General features: G+C 70.2%; 17 protein-coding genes. All 17 read right to left on the bottom strand.

Annotation, left to right across the window (positions count from 1 at the left end):
* Window positions 1-795, bottom strand: coding sequence for a pseudouridine synthase (locus AC3RXY_RS13035; RefSeq protein WP_491511365.1), 795 nt, complete (start codon window positions 793-795; stop codon window positions 1-3).
* The gene (scpB, locus tag AC3RXY_RS13030) at window positions 792-1,403 is read right to left on the bottom strand and encodes an SMC-Scp complex subunit ScpB (RefSeq protein WP_491511364.1); all 612 of its coding nucleotides are present in this window, start codon (window positions 1,401-1,403) and stop codon (window positions 792-794) included. The genes AC3RXY_RS13035 and scpB overlap by 4 nt, the downstream gene beginning before the upstream one ends.
* Window positions 1,393-2,238 carry a segregation and condensation protein A gene (locus AC3RXY_RS13025; RefSeq protein ID WP_491511363.1) on the bottom strand — a complete coding sequence of 282 codons (846 nt, stop codon included), beginning with the start codon at window positions 2,236-2,238 and terminating at the stop codon, window positions 1,393-1,395. The genes scpB and AC3RXY_RS13025 overlap by 11 nt, the downstream gene beginning before the upstream one ends.
* Window positions 2,222-3,100 carry a ParA family protein gene (locus tag AC3RXY_RS13020; RefSeq protein ID WP_491511362.1) on the bottom strand — a complete coding sequence of 293 codons (879 nt, stop codon included), beginning with the start codon at window positions 3,098-3,100 and terminating at the stop codon, window positions 2,222-2,224. The genes AC3RXY_RS13025 and AC3RXY_RS13020 overlap by 17 nt, the downstream gene beginning before the upstream one ends.
* A gap of 139 nt (window positions 3,101-3,239) precedes the next feature.
* Complete coding sequence (locus tag AC3RXY_RS13015) at window positions 3,240-4,751, bottom strand: ABC transporter permease (RefSeq protein WP_491511361.1); 1,512 nt, start codon at window positions 4,749-4,751, stop codon at window positions 3,240-3,242.
* Window positions 4,748-5,476, bottom strand: a complete 729-nt coding sequence (locus AC3RXY_RS13010) for an ABC transporter ATP-binding protein (protein WP_491511360.1) — start codon at window positions 5,474-5,476, stop codon at window positions 4,748-4,750. The genes AC3RXY_RS13015 and AC3RXY_RS13010 overlap by 4 nt, the downstream gene beginning before the upstream one ends.
* Complete coding sequence (locus AC3RXY_RS13005) at window positions 5,473-7,116, bottom strand: hypothetical protein (RefSeq protein ID WP_491511359.1); 1,644 nt, start codon at window positions 7,114-7,116, stop codon at window positions 5,473-5,475. The genes AC3RXY_RS13010 and AC3RXY_RS13005 overlap by 4 nt, the downstream gene beginning before the upstream one ends.
* Window position 7,117: 1 nt before the next feature.
* Window positions 7,118-8,128: a hypothetical protein gene (locus AC3RXY_RS13000; RefSeq protein ID WP_491511358.1), complete on the bottom strand. Its 1,011-nt coding sequence runs from the start codon at window positions 8,126-8,128 to the stop codon at window positions 7,118-7,120.
* A gap of 408 nt (window positions 8,129-8,536) precedes the next feature.
* On the bottom strand, window positions 8,537-9,439 hold the full coding sequence (gene xerD, locus AC3RXY_RS12995; RefSeq protein WP_491511357.1) for a site-specific tyrosine recombinase XerD: 903 nt from the start codon (window positions 9,437-9,439) through the stop codon (window positions 8,537-8,539).
* Window positions 9,440-9,444: 5 nt separating this feature from the next.
* Entirely contained in the window at window positions 9,445-10,029 is a 585-nt protein-coding gene (locus AC3RXY_RS12990) for an NUDIX domain-containing protein (protein WP_491511356.1), read from the bottom strand.
* Window positions 10,030-10,036: 7 nt separating this feature from the next.
* Entirely contained in the window at window positions 10,037-11,734 is a 1,698-nt protein-coding gene (gene pyrG / locus AC3RXY_RS12985; protein WP_491511355.1) for a CTP synthase, read from the bottom strand.
* 76 nt (window positions 11,735-11,810) lie between these two features.
* Entirely contained in the window at window positions 11,811-13,505 is a 1,695-nt protein-coding gene (recN, locus tag AC3RXY_RS12980) for a DNA repair protein RecN (protein WP_491511354.1), read from the bottom strand.
* Window positions 13,502-14,485, bottom strand: coding sequence for an NAD kinase (locus AC3RXY_RS12975; RefSeq protein WP_491511353.1), 984 nt, complete (start codon window positions 14,483-14,485; stop codon window positions 13,502-13,504). Before AC3RXY_RS12975 ends, recN begins: the two co-directional genes overlap by 4 nt.
* Entirely contained in the window at window positions 14,482-15,282 is an 801-nt protein-coding gene (locus AC3RXY_RS12970; RefSeq protein ID WP_491511352.1) for a TlyA family RNA methyltransferase, read from the bottom strand. Before AC3RXY_RS12970 ends, AC3RXY_RS12975 begins: the two co-directional genes overlap by 4 nt.
* Window positions 15,279-15,452 (bottom strand): hypothetical protein, encoded by a 174-nt coding sequence (locus AC3RXY_RS12965; RefSeq protein ID WP_491511351.1) that lies wholly within the window; start codon window positions 15,450-15,452, stop codon window positions 15,279-15,281. The genes AC3RXY_RS12970 and AC3RXY_RS12965 overlap by 4 nt, the downstream gene beginning before the upstream one ends.
* 57 nt (window positions 15,453-15,509) lie before the next feature.
* Window positions 15,510-16,556 carry an HAD-IIA family hydrolase gene (locus AC3RXY_RS12960; RefSeq protein WP_491511350.1) on the bottom strand — a complete coding sequence of 349 codons (1,047 nt, stop codon included), beginning with the start codon at window positions 16,554-16,556 and terminating at the stop codon, window positions 15,510-15,512.
* Window positions 16,553-17,323 (bottom strand): hypothetical protein, encoded by a 771-nt coding sequence (locus AC3RXY_RS12955; RefSeq protein ID WP_498224747.1) that lies wholly within the window; start codon window positions 17,321-17,323, stop codon window positions 16,553-16,555. Before AC3RXY_RS12955 ends, AC3RXY_RS12960 begins: the two co-directional genes overlap by 4 nt.
* Between the last annotated feature and the right edge of the window lie 576 nt (window positions 17,324-17,899).

Raw genomic sequence — 17,899 nt, 5'->3', positions numbered from 1 at the left:
TCACTCCTGAGACTCGTCCGGTTCATCCGCCCCGGCGGATCCCCGGCGCGCGAGGGTCAGCAGCGCGCCGCGTTCGATTGTAGTCAGTTCCCGTGTGCGTCCGACTGGGAGCGTGCCCAGGTGCAGCGGCCCGAACTGACGCCGCACGAGCGCGGTCACCGGGTGTCCGACGGCGTCGAGCATGCGCCGGACGATGCGGTTGCGGCCGGAGTGCAGGGTCAGCTCGACCAGGCTGGAATCCTGCGAGGTGTCGAGCACCCGCGCCCGGTCGGCGGCGATCGGCCCGTCGTCGAGATCGATGCCGCGGCGCAGCAGGGCGACGGTCTGCCCGCTCATGCGTCCGTCGACCCGTGCCACGTAGACCTTGGTCACCCCGAACGAGGGGTGGGCGAGGACGTGCGCGAGGTCGCCGTCGTTGGTGAGGATCAGCAGGCCGGATGTGTCGTTGTCGAGCCGGCCGACGTTGTAGAGGCGCTCGTCCCAGGCGCGGGTGAACTCCCGCAGGTCGCGGCGTCCGCGGTCGTCCTTCATCGATGAGACGACGCCGGTCGGCTTGTGCAGCATCACGTAGCGTTTGGTGGCGTCGAGCTGGACGGCGGTTCCGTCGACATCGACCTGGTCGTTCTCCTGGTCGATGCGACGGCCGAGCTCGGTGACGACCTCACCGTTCACGCGGATGCGCCCCTCGACGATGTACTGCTCGATCACCCGGCGCGACGCGACCCCGGCATTCGCGAGCACCTTCTGCAGCCGTACGCCCTCCGGCGCGGCACCATCGCGGTCGTCGTGGCTCATCGTGCACTCCCCTCTCCGAAGACCTTCTCGTCGAAACCGTCTGCGCCGTCATCGAGGAGCGGCGAGATGGGCGGCAGTTCCTCGAGCGTGTTGATGCCGAGGTTCTGCAGCAGCAGGTCGGTCGTGCCGTAGTTGATCGCCCCGGTCTCGGAGTCCTGGAACAGCTCGGTGATGAGCCCGCGGGCGAGCAGCGTGCGCACCACGGAGTCCACGTTGACCGCACGGATCGCCGCGACCTGACTGCGGGTCACCGGCTGCTTGTAGGCGATGACGGCCAGGGTCTCCAACGCTGCCTGCGACAGACGAGCGGGGGCCTGGCTGCCCACGAAATCGGCCACGAGGTCGTCATGGTCTTCGCGGACATAGAGCCGCCAGCCGCCGCCTACCTCGCGGAGCTCGAAGCCACGGCGGGGCCCGGGGCCGCGGCCGTCATAGTCGTCGACGAGGGTCTCGATGGCCTGGCGTACCGCGGCGACCGGGGCACCGACCGCTGTCGCGAGGGAGACGAGGCTGTGCGGCTCCTCGATGACCAGCAGGATCGCCTCCAGCCGCTCGGTGATCGGCACGGTCACCGGGGCGTCGGTCTCGGGGGTCTGTTCATCGGTCATAGTCGGCTCCCAGGCTCGCGAGCATCTCATCGGACCACGCATCGGCGGCCCAGCGAAGGGTCAGATCCCCCAGTGGTTCCTGCTGCTCGAACGACAGCGCGGCGTGCCGGTACAGTTCCAGCACCGAGAGGAACCGTGCCACCACCACGCCCGTCTCGGCGACGCCGGCGACGAGCTCACGGAACGTCAGCGACTCGGCGGAACGCAGCAGCGTCACCACGATCGCGGCCTGCTCACGGATGCTCACCAGCGGTGCGTGCAGGTGGTCGAGCCCGACGGTGAGGATCTCCTTGGGCGCGAATGCCAAGAGCGCGATGCCGGCGAAGTCCTGCGCAGACAGCGTCCAGACGAGCTCAGGAGCGCGCTGGCGGAACCGTTCGTCGAGCCGCACAGCCCGCGGATGCCGGCGGTCCTCACGGTGCAGGCACCGGCCGAACCACGCCGAGACCTCTTTGAACGCGCGGTACTGCAGCAGACGCGCGAACAGCAGATCGCGCGCTTCGAGCGTCGCGACCGCCTCGGCGTCGACCAGTTCGCCCTGCGGCAGCAGGCTCACGACCTTCATGTCCAGCAGGGTCGCCGCGACCACCAGGAACTCCGACGCCTGTTCGAGCTCCTCCTCGGGATCGAGCTCGCGCAGGTAGGAGATGAACTCGTCGGTCACCCGGCTCAGGCTCACCTCGGTGATGTCCATCTCATGCCGAGAGATGAGCGTCAGGAGCAGATCGAAGGGGCCGTCGAAGTTCGTCAGCGAGACCCGGAAGCCGTCGGCGGCATCGGCTGCGGCGTCCGGTGCCGTCGCCTCGCCCTGGTCGCTCTCAGGCGACGGCGCCACGGGCGATCAGCTCCCGCGCCAGCCGGAGATAGGCCTGGGCGGCGGCGTGCTCGGGGGCGAACTCGATGATGGGCACCCCGGATACCGACGCATCGGGGAACTTCACCGTACGACCGATCACCGTCTCCAGCACGTCATCTCCGAAGGCCTCGACAACGCGCTCAAGCACCTCGCGCGAGTGCAGCGTGCGGGCGTCGTACATCGTCGCCAGCACGCCATCGAGCTCGATCGCCGGGTTGAGCCGGTCGCGCACCTTGTCGATCGTCTCGATGAGGAGGGCCACGCCGCGCAGGGCGAAGAACTCGCACTCGAGCGGGATCACCACGCCGTGCGCCGCGGTGAGGGCGTTGACGGTGAGCAGACCCAGCGAGGGCTGGCAGTCGATGAGGATGACGTCGTACTCGCCGGAGACCTGGCGCAGCACCCGGGAGAGCGTCATCTCGCGCGCCACCTCGTTGACCAGGTGCACCTCGGCGGCCGAGAGGTCGATGTTGGCCGGGATGATGTCGAGACCGTCGACCTTGGTCGGGACGATGACCTCGTGCGCATCCCGCTTGGGGTCCAGGAGCAGGTCGTAGATCGTCGGCACATCGTAGGTCTTCATGCCCAGACCGGCCGAGAGCGCGCCCTGCGGGTCGAAGTCGACCGCCAGCACGCGGCGACCGTACTCGGCGAGTGCCGCGGCGAGGTTGATCGTCGTCGTGGTCTTGCCCACGCCGCCCTTCTGGTTGCACAGGGCGATGATGCGTGCCGGCCCGTGCGAGCTCAGCGGGGCCGGGATCGGGAAGCCGTTGTAGGGTCGCCCGGTGGGGCCCAGGGGCGTGTCGCCGCCCTTGTTCGCCTTCGCCGCTGATTCAGCCACCGAGTCTCCTGCCTCCTCGTTCCGGAACGATCCTACCGGCGCGCCTGTGCCCGGCTCCGGCGCCTCGCGCGGAGTTCATGCATTTTCGGATGCCCCCGCCGATCCGGCTGACGGGGGCATCCGAGAACGAACCAGCCGATCACGACCCGCGAAGCGCCGCAACAGGTTCGATGCGCGCAGCGCGACGCGCCGGATACCAGCCGGAGGCGAGACCGACGACCGCGCCGAGGAGCGCTCCGCCGAGCGCGACGAACGGGTCCGTCACGGGCGTCCAGCCCTGCACCACGGCCACAGCCACCACGGCGACCACCCCGACGGCGGCGCCGATGAGACCGCCCAGCAGGCCGATCACGATCGACTCGACGACGAACTGGGCGCCGATCTGCCGTCGGGTCGCACCGAGCGCGCGGCGCAAGCCGATCTCCCCGACGCGTTCCATCACTCCCAGGAGGGTGACGTTGGCGATGCCCAGCCCACCGGCCAGCAACGAGATCGCGCCCAGCACGAGGAAGACGATGTTGACGTCCGCCTGCACGTTCTGGCTGAGGTCGGAGCCGCGAGCCGGGGCCTTCACGTCGAGGGTGTCGGGTGAGTCCGGGGAGAGCACGAGCGGCACCTGTTCGGCCAGCTGCGGCCCGGCGCCCACCACGATGCGCACGCGCAGTTCCTCGGGGGCGGTGACGCCGAAGTCGGCGCGCGCCGCCCCCATCGGGATGATCGCGGCGTCAAGCAGATCGGCACGACGTTCCATGCCGTCGGCGATGCCGATCACGGCGTAGGCGATGCCCGCGATGAAGACCGAGGGCTGGTTGTCCACGCGATTGACGCCGAGGCGCTCGGCCGCACGCGGACCGAGCACCACCACCCGGTCGCCGCGCGCATCGTGCCCGGCATCGAAGAAGCGCCCGGTGACGACCTCGCCACCGACGGTGCCCAGCAGATCTGCTGTGCTGGCGATGAGGGACGGTGATGCCTGGACCGGCATCGACGGGTCGTTCACGGGCACGGCTGTGATGGTCTCTGTACCCATCGGCACAGCCGAGATCAGCGCGGCATCCTTGGTGCCCGCCAGGCGTTCGACGCGCTCCGGAGAGTCCCAGGGCAACCGCCCGGTGGCCGCTGAGGCTCCCCCGCGGGTCTCGGTGCTCTTCGGGGTCACCACCACCTGGGTCGCGGCCACGGCGTCGAACTGCCGCGAGATCTGCAGCGCAGACGTCTGGGCGAATCCGATCGTGGCGACGAGCGACCCGATGCCCAGGACCGTGCCGAGCGTCGTCATCACCAGCCGCGCCGGGCGCGACCCGATGTCCGCGGTGGCCTCGGCGACGAGATCCTGGAAGGTGAACCGGTCAGCGTGCGGGACGGGCGGCACGAGCGGGGTCGCACCCGGCTCCTCCGCCGGAGCTTCCTCCGGTCGTCTGCGCCGGAAGAGGCCGAACAGCCCCCGTCGGCGCCGCGGCGCGACGACCGCTTCGAGCGACCCGTCGGCGTCCGCGGCCCCGTCTGCCACGCCGCCGGCGGCTTCTGCCTCGGTGACCGGATCCGTCAGCACCTCCCCGACGGTCTCAGCGACCGTCGTCGGATGCGCGCCGTCCACCGCGTCGGTGTCCGGCTCCTCTGCGGCGTCCTTCTTCTTACGCCGGAAGATCATGTCAGCTCGCTCAGGCGGCCATCGGTGATATGCAGGCGCCGCGGGGCCCGTGCCGCGAGCGCATCGTCGTGCGTGATGATCACGAGGGTCAGCCCCTCGGCGTTGAGCTCTTCGAAGAGCGCCATCACCTCACCCGACGTGCGCTGATCGAGGTTTCCGGTCGGCTCGTCGGCGAGCAGCAGACGCGGACCGCTCACGACGGCACGCGCCACGGCGACGCGCTGGCGTTCACCGCCGGACAGCGATCCGGGCAGGAAGTCGACCCGGTGCCCGAGACCCACGCGTTCCAGGGCGGCGCGGGCGCGCCCCTCCCGCTCTTCCCGCGGCACCCCGCTGTAGAGCATCGGCATGAGCACGTTGTCGAGCACGCTCCGCCGCGGCATCAGGTGGAATGCCTGGAAGACGAAGCCGATCATGCGCGCACGCACGGCAGCGCGGTCGTCGTCGCTGAGGTCGCTGATGAGCTGCCCCTCCAGGCGGTACTCGCCGACACTGGGACGGTCGAGCAGACCGAGGATGTTGAGCATCGTCGATTTGCCGGAGCCGCTGGGACCCACCACCGTCGCATAGTCGCCGTGCTCGATGCGCAGGTTGGCGCCCTTCAGCGCCTGCACCTCGGGGGGTCCGGGGAAGGATCGTGTGACGTCGCGCAGCTCCAGCAGCGGCGGGTGCTCCTCCGGCTCCCCCGCCGTCTCCGCCGAGGGGTCCGCGACCGGGGTGGTCACCGCCCCACCACCACGAGGTCGCCCTCCGCGAGCTCCCCGGACGTCGGCGTGACCTCGACCTGACCGCGGGCAGCGAGCCCGGTCTCCACCACGACGAGGCGCGTCTCGGCCTTCTCGCCCTTGCGCGGATCATCCACGACGACCTCGACACGCGATTCCCCGCCGGGTCCTGCGGTGAGCGCGGCGAGGGGCACGGAGAGCACCGCGCCATCGGTCGCGCCGACCGCGATCCGCAGCCGGATGTTGGTGCCCTGCATCTGGGTGATCTGTTCGGTCGTGAGCGGATCCGGCTCGAGGAACACCTCCCAGCGTCCGGTGTCCTTCTCGGCCTTGAGCTCGGTGATCACCGCGCGATGCTCGCCGCCCTCCGGCAGATCGAAGAATGCCTCGTCGCCCACTTCCAGCAGGCGAGCATCGGCCTCCGCCGCCTTCGCCGAAAGCTGCAGCGTGGCACCCGAGACCGTCATCGCCGCGCTCTGCACGATGTCGCCGCGCTTGACGTTCACCGCGTCGACGCGACGCGGCAGCTCGGTGAGGTAGAGCACCTCGCTGGACGGCAGATACGGCTGCACCGCCTGACGCGCCTCTTCCAGAGATTCGTACGCGGCGTCCACGCTGCGCTGCGCGGAGTCGACCGCGGCCTGCTCGGCCTCGGTGCCTGCCCCCTCGTACAGAGCGTCGCGCTCGAGCTTGGCCACCACGAGGTCGCCCTCGAGCCGGGCGATCGCATCCGCGTCGACGGGATCCGCGCCCTTGGCCGCCGCGAGCTGACGCTGCACGTCGGCGACCGCGTTGTCGGCGCGCTGCACCTCGACCTGTGACGGGCCGGCGCCCGCCTTGTCGAGCTGCACGCGCGCCGATGCCAGGGAATCCTCCGCCGACCGCACGCCGTCCTGTGCGGCACGGAACGAGTCCTCCGCCCCGTCCGGAGCGGGCGGGGCGGGATAGCCGGCCCTGGTGTACATCTCTGCCACGGCGTCCGCCGTCGCCTGATCGAACACATCGCTCGCCGCGTCGCCCACATCGATGCCCAGCCCGGAGAGCGCGGCCTTGAGCTGGATCACGTCGGGACCGGAGACCCCCAGACGCAGAGTGCGGTATGACGGGAGCTCGCCGGGAAGGACGATCACCGGCCGACCGGCGATCTCCAGGGCGACCGAGAGCGCTTTCAGCTCAGCACCCACCGCCGGAACCTGCCCCGTGACGACCGCCGCGGTCGACAGGGAAGACGTGTCCAGGGTCACCTGGACCGCGTCGGCATAGCCGACATCGGAACGGACGACGACCTCGTTGGTGAGTTCACCGAACTCCACCGGCACCGTCACCAGCCCCGGGTCCGGCACGTTCTCCCCCGCGGTCGCCGGCGCGATCACGAAGCGTCCGACCACGAGCCCTGCGACCAGGAAGACCAGGGCAGCGGCGGCGGTGATCCACAGCCCGCGATTTCCGCGGAAGATCCGTCGCCAGCCCTTCACCCGAGCGGTGGAGGCGGTCTCCTCGTCGGTCTCGACGGACTCGTCCGCGTCATCGGTGCTCAGGAGCTGGGTGGCCGCGTCATCCGCATCGGTGTCCAGCGGCTCGGTCGCCGTGTCGTCCGCTGCGTCCTCGGGCGTTTCCCCTCCTCTGCGCGTGCGCGCCACCTCAGCTGCCCTGCTCGGCTGCGGCCTTGAAGGCCTCCAGCTCCGCCTTGTGGTCTTCGATGAACTGCTCTTCGAGAGCGAACTGGGCCTTCATCGCCTGCTGGCGGTAGTCGGTCTTCTCCCGGCAGTCGAGATCGACCAGCGCGAGCTCGACCTCCCGCTCGCCGAGCGGCTTCATGGCCTCGTCGATGACAGACTGATCCGGGCCCTCATCGCCGTACTGCTCCCAGTCGATGGTCTCCCAGAACTTGTTCTGCTCGTTCATGATCGACTCCTGGGCGTCACGCTGCTTGGTGAAGCCCGGCTCGCCGTTCTCCGACATGCAGTCCGCCCACTCCTTGTTGAGGGCGAGCATCTCCGAGGTGTTCTCGACGTCCTGGTAGAGCGTGCTCATGGCCTCCATCAGCGGCTGGAACTGCTCATCGTTCCATGCCTGCTGCTGCGAGCCGAACACCTCCTCCTGGGCGGCGCCGTAGCAGCCGAGCTGATCGGGCGACGGCACGAAATCGGCATCGTTCGCCTCCTCCTCCGTGAAACCACGACCGTAGAGGACGGCGTAGTACGCCTCCTGCTCGGATGGCGACAGCGCCTCGACGTACGCGTTGTTCGGGTCGGCGGAACCCTCGTCCGGCGGGCTGTTCTTCTGCTGCTCCTGCCAGGGGCTGTTGATGAAGCCGTAACCGTACTGGGTCACCCATTCACGGGATTCCGGGTCGTAGTCATCGTCGCCGGAGAAGACGACCGTGCCGTTGTTGAGGCTCGGGACGTACTCGAAGCCCTCCTTGCTCATGCACGCGGCGACGAGCTCCTCCACCTGCTTCTGCTGCTCGTCGATGCGCTGCTGCTGCTCCTCGGGCGACATGTCGCCGCCCCAGGCGGCGGCGAGGTAGGAATTGAGGGGGGAGTCCTCGTAAGACAGCTCTCCGCCGCCGAGCGGACCGCCCGAGCAGCCTGCCAGGGCCGTGGCCGTCGCCGCGATCAGAACCATGAAGCCGAGGCGCGTCCCGCGCATGAATACCCCCTGAGGTGACTCCGTGCGAGCAGGGCGCGCGCACGACAGTGATGCGTTGAGCCAAGCCTAACCAGCGACCTGTGGTTTTACTGAACGCATCGTTGCAGTTATCGCTGCCGAGAATCGATGTCTGCCATGAGGCCGCCTCTTCCTTGCAAAGATGCATTCACATACGTAGTGCACGAATAATGTGCGGCATCAGGGCGTTGATTGCGTCGGACTCGCCTCGCAACAGCGAGTCCGATGCATGGGAATCCTTATCGGCAGCGACAGGAGGAAGGCCGTCGTCTGATCCGAAAAAGGTGGATCGTGGACGTCGGATGCCCCTCGCGCGGAACGCGGGTCTCCCCCGGCGCATGTTCGAGCGCGTGCCGCCGCCGAGGCGGGGGCGAGCCGGCCGGATCGCGCTCAGCGGGCGCGCGGATGCGCCGTGACGTACACGTCGCGCAGCGCATCCGCCGACACGTGCGTGTAGATCTGCGTGGTCGCCACCGAGGCATGGCCGAGCAGCTCCTGCACGACACGGACATCGGCGCCGCCCTGCAGCAGGTGCGTGGCAAAGGAGTGCCGCAGCGTGTGCGGCGACACGTCGACGGCGATGCCCGCCCGCTCGGCTGCGGCGCGGATGACCAGCCAGGCCCCCTGACGGCTGAGCGGGGCGCCCCGGGCTCCGAGGAACAGCCGCGCGGAAGCACGCCCCTTCGCGGCAAGCGCCGGGCGCACCCGGGTGAGGTACGCGTCGACGGCTGCGCGGGCGTAGGAGCCGATCGGCACGATGCGCTCCTTCGATCCTTTCCCCCGCACCCGCAGCACGTCGCCATGGGCGACATCGTCGACGTCCAGCCCGATCGCCTCCGAGACCCGAGCGCCCGTCGCATAGAGCAGCTCCAGCAGCGCCCGGTCGCGGATACCGAGCGGCTCATCGGCGGGCGGCGCAGCGAGCAGGCGCTCGACCTGATCGATCGTGAGCGCCTTGGGCAGGCGCTGCGGAGTCTTCGGGGGGCGCAGACGGCCGCTCGGGTCGTCCTCCTCCACGCCCTCGCGCACGAGAAAACGATGCCAGCCGCGCACCGACGACTGCAGCCGGGCGATGCTCGTCGCCGCCGGCGGCGGATCCGCGGCCGCGCGGTCCGCTGCGAAAGCGGCAACAGCAGACGGCGTGATCTCGGCCGTGTCGGAGACGCCCTGGGTCGCCAGCCACTCCCGGTAGCCGTCGAGGTCGCGGCGATACGCGGCGACCGTGTGCGCGGACAGGCCGCGCTCCACCGTGATGTGCCGCAGATACTCGTCGACGGCGCGCGCGAGCTCCATGACCGCTACCGGTCTCGCAGCAGCATCCGCTCGGCCGCCAGGATGCCGGAGACCAGGATGCCGTTGTGCATCCTCCCCTGCATCACAGCCTCGGCGGCCTCTGCCAACGGCACCCAGGCGAGACGGATGTCCGCCTCCTCCGCCTCGCGCTCGAAATCAGTCTCCGCCCGGGCAAGCCCCCGCGCGAGGAACACATGGATCATCTCGCTGTTGCCGCCCGGCGTCGCAAAAATGGACACCAGCGGGGTCCATTCGGAGGCTTCGAGGTCGGCCTCTTCTGCGAGCTCCCGGCGCGCAGCCGCCAGAGGCTCCTCGCCCTCGACATCGAGGAGGCCGGCGGGCAGCTCCCAGTCGCGGTGCCGGATCGGATGGCGGTACTGCTGGATGAGCAGCACACGCCCGGCGTCGTCGAGCGCGACCACCGCCGCAGCACCCGGGTGATCGACGTACTGGCGGACGATCTCGCCGTCGCCGTAGCGGACTCGGTCCGAGCGCACGTCCCAGACGCGTCCGGCGAAGACGCGGTCGCTCTCGACCACCTCTGCGAAGAACGGTTCGTCGCGCAGGTCCGTTCCGGGTTCGCTCGTCATCCGCGCCTCAGTCGTTCTCGACGTCGAACAGCTCACTCGACCGGTGCCGCTCGATGGCCGCTCCCACGAGGCCACGGAACAGCGGGTGCGGATCGGTCGGTCGCGAACGCAGCTCGGGGTGCGCCTGCGTGGCGATGTAGAACGGGTGCACGTCACGGGGCAGCTCGACGTACTCGACCAGATCAAGCTCGGCGTTCAGCCCCGAGAAGCGCAGACCGGCCTCGGCCAGGCGCGGACGGTACGCATTGTTGACCTCATAACGGTGCCGATGCCGCTCCGCGGCCTCCGGCGCACCGTACAGCTCGCGGGCGAGCGATCCCTCTTCCAGGGCGGCGGTGTACAGGCCCAGCCGCATCGTGCCGCCCAGATCGCCGCCGTCGAGGATCTCGACCTGCTCGGCCATGGTCGCGATGACCGGCTCGGTAGTGGCCTCGTCGAACTCGCTCGACGAAGCTCCGGCGATGCCCGCGACATTGCGCGCGTACTCGATGACCATGCACTGCAGCCCCAGGCACAGACCCAGAGTCGGGATGCCCTGCTCGCGGGCGAAACGGAGCGCGCCGAGCTTGCCCTCGATGCCGCGGATGCCGAAGCCGCCCGGCACGCAGATGCCGTCGAGATCGCCGAGCGCTCGTTCCGCACCCTCCGGGGTCTCGCAGTCGTCGGAGGGGATCCAGCGGATCTTCACCGCGACCTCGTGGGCGAAGCCGCCGGCTTTCAGCGCCTCGGTCACCGACAGGTAGGCGTCGGGGAGGTCGATGTACTTGCCGACCAGACCGATCGTGACATCGTGCTTCGGGTTGTGGACCGCCTGGAGCACGCGGCTCCAGCGCGCCCAGTCGACCTCGCCGGCGTCGATCCCGAGGGCGTCGACGATGTAGCTGTCCAGCCCCTGCTTGTTGAGCATGGTGGGGATGTCGTAGATGCTCGGCACGTCGACGGCGTTGACGACGGCGTCTTCGTCGACGTCGCACATCAGAGCGATCTTGCGCTTGTTCGACTCGGTCACCGGCCGGTCGCTGCGCAGTACGAGAGCGTCGGGCTGGATGCCGATCGAGCGCAGCGTCGCGACGGAGTGCTGGGTGGGCTTGGTCTTCTGCTCCCCCGACGCCCCCATGAAGGGCACCAGGGAGACGTGGACGAAGAAGACGTTCTTGCGGCCGAGCTCGTGACGGATCTGCCGGGCGGACTCGATGAACGGCTGCGATTCGATATCGCCGACGGTCCCGCCGATCTCGGTGATGATGACGTCGGGTCGGGGCTCCTCGGAGGCCTGCAGGCGCATGCGCCGCTTGATCTCGTCGGTGATGTGCGGGATGACCTGCACCGTGTCGCCGAGGTACTCACCGCGCCGCTCCTTGGCGATGACCTGCGAGTACACCTGACCGGTCGTGACGTTCGCGGCCTGGCTGAGCGGAACATCGAGGAAGCGCTCGTAGTGGCCGATGTCGAGGTCGGTCTCGGCACCGTCGTCGGTGACGAAGACCTCGCCGTGCTGGAACGGGTTCATCGTCCCGGGATCGACGTTGAGGTAGGGGTCGAGCTTCTGCATCACGACGCGGAGCCCGCGTGCGGTGAGGAGATTTCCGAGGCTGGCCGCGGTCAGCCCCTTACCCAGTGACGAGACGACGCCACCGGTCACGAAGATGTGTTTGGTGATGCCGTCCGAGGAAGCTGAGGGGCCCGCAGGAAAAGTGTCCGTCACGGGCTTCCACTCTATCAGCGCTTGCCGTGGCACGGCAGGGGGAACGGTCAGGCTGTGCCGGCCCCGCGCGCTTCGCTCAGGAACCGAGGGCGAGCAGTTCCCGGGCGTGCGTGATCGCGGCCTCCGAGTCGGACAGCCCCGACAGCAGGCGGGCCATCTCCGCCTCCCGCTCGGCACCCTCGAGACGACGCACGCTCGATGCGGTGACCGATCCGTCGCTGGCCTTCACGACCGAGAGGTGATTGCCCGCGAATGCCGCGACCTGCGCCAGATGGGTCACCGCGATCACCTGCGACGAGCGGGCCAGGCGCGCAAGTCGTCGTCCGACCTCGATCGCCGCCGCGCCGCCGATCCCGGCATCGACCTCGTCGAACACGAACGTCGGCACCGGGTCGACGGCGGCGATGACGACCTCGATCGCGAGCATGACGCGGGAGAGCTCGCCGCCCGATGCTCCCTTGCCCACCGGGCGCGGCGCGGCGCCCGGATGAGGCGAGAGCAGGAGCGCGATCTCATCACGACCGTGCGCCGCCGCCGTGCCGGGCGCCACAGACACGGTGAGGTGCGCATCGGGCATCGCGAGCGCATGCAGCTCCTGCGTCACCGCAGCGCCGAGCCGCACCGCGGCCTCGGTGCGCGCATCGGTCAACGCAGCGGCAGCCGTATCGAGCTCGGCGCGCACCGCATCACGTTCCTCGACGAGGCGCTCGATCCGGTCCGGGTCGTCGTCGAGCTCCAGCAGGCGCGCCGACCCGGTACGCCACAACGCGATGGCCGCGTCGAGAGAGCCGTGGGCGCGCACGAGCGCGTTCACACGTGCACGGCGCTCCTCCACCCCCGCAAGCTCCTGCGGACCGGTCTCGTCGAGATCGGCGAGGTACGTCGACAGCTGACCGGCGAGGTCGGCGGCTCGATAGCCGAGGTCAGCGATCCCCTCGGCGATGCCGACGAGACGCGGATCCTCCGCGCGGTCGAGCGCGCGACGCGCAGCCGCCGCCAGCCCCTGCACGTCGATCCCCTCGTCGCCGCCGTCTGCTTCCCCCGACAGCGCGGCGCGCGCGAGGGCAGCGGCCTGGCGCAGTTCCTCGGCGTTGGCGAGGCGCTGCGCACGCTCGGCGAGCTCGGTGTCCTCCCCCTCTTCGGGCGCGACGTCGTCGATCGCGGCCAGCTGCTCACGCAGCGTCTCGGCCTCGGCACGACGCTGAGCACTGTTCTGCTCGAGCTCGTGCAGCAGCGCCTCCTGCTCCCGCCAGCGCGAGAACAGCTCGGCGTAACGCCGTCGCGCTGCGTGCACCGCCTCGCCGCCGAAGCGGTCCAGTGCCTCCCGTTGCGCAGCCGATGAGCGGAGCCGGATCTGTTCCGACTGCCCGTGCACGACCACGAGCTCATCGGCGAGCTCGCCGAGCACCGCAGCGGGCGCCGCACGGCCGCCGACGCTCGCCCGACTCCGCCCTTCTGCCGACAGCGTGCGAGAGAGGTACAGTTCGGCGCGCTCACCGTCGACCGGTTCGAGCTCGCCCCCGGCGCCCGCGACGATGTCAGAGATGGGGCCGGCCGCCGGCACCACCCAGACGCCCGCGACCGAGGCCTGGTCTGCCCCGGCGCGCACGGCCCCCGAGTCTGCTCGTGCGCCCAGCAGCAGACCGAGCCCGGTGACGACCATCGTCTTGCCCGCGCCTGTCTCCCCGGTGATGGCCGTGAACCCCGGGCCGATCGGCAGCGTCGCCTCGGCGATGACGCCGAGATCGCGCAGGCGCATCTCCTCGATCACGCCGGTCCGCCGTTCGAGATCGCCGGGCTGGTGCTGATGGACGATCCGGTGCCGGCCGTGGACTGCACGGCTCCATCGCGCCAGCCGGCCACGGGGAGGTGGAACTTGCGCACCAGACGATCCGTGAACGCCGCGGGGTGCAGACGCGCGAAGCGCACCGACCGAGCCGACCGGCGCACCGTGATCGAGCCCTCCGGCGGGAGGTCGTAGGAGCGGCGGCCATCGCACCAGAGCACACCGGCGTCGCCCGTCCCGGCGAGCATGCGGATGGCCACGACGGTCTCCGGCCCGACCACCAGCGGACGCGCGAAAAGGGCGTGGGCAGACAGCGGCACGACGGCGATCGCTTCGACGGTGGGCCAGATCACCGGCCCGCCGGCAGAGAAGTTGTAGGCGGTCGAGCCCGTCGGTGTCGCGACGACCATGCCGTCACAGCCGAAGCTCGTCAGCGCGTGATCGTCGATCTCGAGCGACACCTCGATCATGCGCTCTCGTGCGGCCTTCTCGACCGTTGCCTCGTTGAGGGCCCACGTCTGATAGACGATCCGGCCGTCGGCATCGGTCACCGTGACGTCGAGCGCAAGCCGCTCCTCGAAGGCATAGTCGCGCGCGATGATACGGCGGACGGCGTCGTCCAGGTCGTCGCGCTCCGCTTCGGCGAGGAAGCCCACGTGCCCCATGTTGACCCCGAGAACCGGCACCGCCCCCTCCCGGACCACTTCGGCCGCGCGGAGGATCGTGCCGTCGCCGCCGAGGACGATGGCGAGCTCGATCTCTGAGACGGCCACGCCTCCGGCGCCCTCATCGAGCACGGCGACACGCGAGAATGCGGCGTCGGCCTCGGTCAGCGCGGCCCGGTCGTCATCGGTCAGCACCGGCTGCGCGCCGGCATCGCGGAGTGCCTCGACCACGCGGCGGGCCGCGTTGACGTTGTCGTCTCGCCGCGCGTGCGCGACGATGAGGATGCTGCGTCCGGTCATCGTCTCCCCGCCAGCTGCTCGATCGTGTCTCTCCATTGTGCGGGATCCCCGTCGCCGCCGACCACGAAGTGCACCAGGTACTCGGCGTTGCCGTGTGTGCCGAGGATCGGCGACGGAAGGATCCCGCGAACACCGAACCCGGCGTCCCACGCGCTCCACAGCACCCGTTCGACAGCGTCGATGCGCGCCACGGGATCGGTCACGAGACCGCCGCGGACGGCGGTACGGCCCACCTCGAACTGCGGCTTGACCAGCAGCACCGCATCGGCACCGGGAGCGGCGACCTCGGTCACCGGCGTCAGGATGAGGGTCAGAGAGATGAACGACAGATCGCCGACCACCAGATCCGGCAGCGCGCTCTCCCCCGTCGCCGCAGCGAGATTGTCGCGTGTCATATGGCGCACGTTGTAGCCCTCGACCACGCGGACAGCGGGATCCGCCGCGATCGTCTGCGCGATCTGGTCATGGCCGACATCCACCGCGAGCACGGTGCGTGCACCGCGCTCCCGCAGCACCTGCGTGAAGCCGCCCGTCGACGCGCCGAGGTCCAGGGCGACGCGGCCCTCGACGGAGACACCGAAGCCGTCGAGCCCCGCGATGAGCTTGTGCGCGGCGCGGCTCACATAGTGGTCGCCCCCGGCGACCAGGATCTCGGCGTCTTCGGCGACCCGCAGCGATGCCTTCACGACCGGTTCGCCGTCGACACTCACCCGGCCCTCGCCGATGAGCGCTGCCGCGTGGGTGCGTGAGCGGGCGAGACCACGGGAGGCCAGCGCGCTGTCGAGCCGCTCAGTCATCCGGCGTCCGGGCGCGGCGACGACTCGAGACGCCGTGAGAGCTCGTCGTGCAGCCCGGCGTAGGCCGGCGCCCGGGCATCCAGCGGCTGCGACTCGATCAGCCGCAGCCGGCTCCACAGCACGTCCGTCGGCTCGCTGTCGTCGGCTCGGCGTTCCGCGTGCTCGTGCATGTCACCAGCCTACCGACGCACCCTCAGACGGAGCAGAGAGCCGCGCGGCGGTGTCGTTCAGGGGCGGTGGAACGGATCGTCGTAAAGACGCTCCGGCACACGGAACCCGAAGATCCCGCGGCCCGTGGCCCAGATCGCCGCGGCGCCCGCCCGCAGCAGGTCGATCTGACGGCTGCCCTCCGCGAGGATGCGCACGTCGACGCCGTCGATCTCGACCGAGGCGTCGCCCACCGTTGTCACGGCGCCGGACGTGCGCACATCCGGGTAGGGCTCATGCAGTTCGCGCAGGTCGCCGAGAAGGAAGCGCGGCTGGGCGTCGCCGGACGCCGCGAGCACGTGCTTCGGACGATCGACGCCGGTCAGCACGAGGGCCGAGGGGATCCCCGCACGGTTCGCGCCGAGAATGTCGGTGTCCATGCGGTCGCCGATGAACAGCGGGCTGTTCGCCTCGAAGCGCGCCACGGCCTCCTGGAAGATCGGGATCTCCGGCTTACCGGCGACCGTCGCCAGACGTCCGACCGCGGTGTGCACGGCCGAGACGAGCGTGCCGTTGCCCGGCGCGAGTCCCCGGCCCTGCGGGATCGTCCAGTCGGTGTTCGTCGCGATCCAGGGGATCCCGCCCTCGTCCTCTGGCACCTTGAGCGCGTACGCGGCTTCGGCGAGGTCGGTCCAGCCGACCTCCGGCGCAAATCCCTGCACGACGGCCGCGGGGGCATCGTCCGCGCTGCGGGTGACGCGATAGCCGGCCTTCTCGATCTCGACGACCAGGCCTTCCCCGCCCACGACGAGAATCGTGTGGCCGGGCTCGATCTTCTCCCGCAGCAAGCGCGTCGCCGCCTGCGGGCTCGTGATCACGTCGTTCGGGGCGGTCTCCAGGCCGAGCTCACGCAGGTGCGCGGCGACGGATGCGTCCGTGCGCGAGGCGTTGTTGGTGATGAAACCGAGGCGTGCAGCGGGCTCCGCGGCACGGAGGCTCTCCACGGCGTGCGGGATCGGCCCGGACCCCGCGTAGACGACACCGTCGAGATCGGCCAGCACCACGTCGACGCCCTCCAGAGGCGCAGCCGAGCGGCGCGCGCGGCGTGACCAGGGCAGCGGGCTCATCGTTGCTCAGGCTCCGCTGCCGCGGAGACGTCCTCGGCGATCGCAGGCTCTTCGTCGGCCAGCATGTCGTCCGCGTCGCCCGAGCCATCGGGGTCTGCAGCACGCGGCGACTCGTCATCTACGGGGTGACCGTCGGAACGCTCCTGGCCCTCGGCCTCCGCCGGCGTCACATCGGCGGGCGCAGAGGCGTCCGCCGGATCGTCGAGGATGTCGTCCGCGAGGTCGGCGATGATCACGTCGTCCTCGATCTCATCGAGGCCCAGCGCCGAAGACGCCGTTGCCGCCCGCTCACGCCAGAACGCTGCCTCCGTGTCGCGTCCGAGGTCTTCCAGCACCTCGGCGCGGGCCGTGAACAGCGCGGGGCTCCACGGATAGGCACGGTCAGGGTTGGACTCCGGAACATCGAGCTCGCCCAGCGCCAGCTCGACCTCACCGCGATCCAGCCGCGCCCCGGACATCGCGATGGCCAGCGCCGCGCGCACCTCAGGGGCGAGGGAGGCGCGATCCACACTCCGGCCGAGCTCGAGAGCGCGATCCGGGCGGCCCACGCCCCGCTCACTGTCGACCATCAGCGCGATCTGGTCGTCCTGGCCGGAGATCCGCCGGTAGGTCCGCAGCTCACGCAGCGCCAGCGCGAAGTCGCCGGTCGCGTATGCCGTGATCGCCAGGCTCTCGCGCACGACCGCGATGCGCCCGGCGCGCCGGGACGCCGCCAGGGCATGCTCATGCGCCAGAGCCGGGTCCTCATCGATGAGCTGCGCAGCCATCGCAAGATGACGTGCGACCCATTCGGCGTTCTCCTTGCTCAGGGTCTTCAGCTGATTTCGCGCCGCGGGATGCAGATCCTTCGGCGTGACATCCTCCGGAATGGAGGGAGGCTTGGGTCCGCGATCCTCGCGATCGCGATCGTTGAAGGGACGGTCACCCCGCGGCGGGCGGCCGTCGGCATACGGCCGATCGCCTGAGCGCGGCCCTCCGCCGCGGGGGCCGCCGTCACGCCCGTAGCCGCGTGCGTCACCATCGCGACGCGGCGGACGGCCGTCGCCGCGCTGGTAGCCGCTGTCCCGACGCGACGCGGAATCGCGGTCGCCGCCGCGGTAGGGCGGACGCCCCTCACGACTACCGAAACGCTCCCGATCCGCACCGTACCGCGGAGCGTCGCCATCCCGGCGGGGACGGTCACCGTAGGAGGGACGATCCCCGTCACGGCGCGGACGGTCACCGTAGGAGGGACGATCCCCGTCACGGCGCGGACGGTCACCGTACGAGGGACGATCCCCGTCACGGCGCGGACGGTCACCGTACGAGGGACGATCCCCGTCACGGCGCGGACGGTCACCGTA

The sequence above is a fragment of the Microbacterium longlingense genome (assembly GCF_058349825.2).
This window is presented reverse-complemented; position numbering and strand designations above follow the sequence as displayed.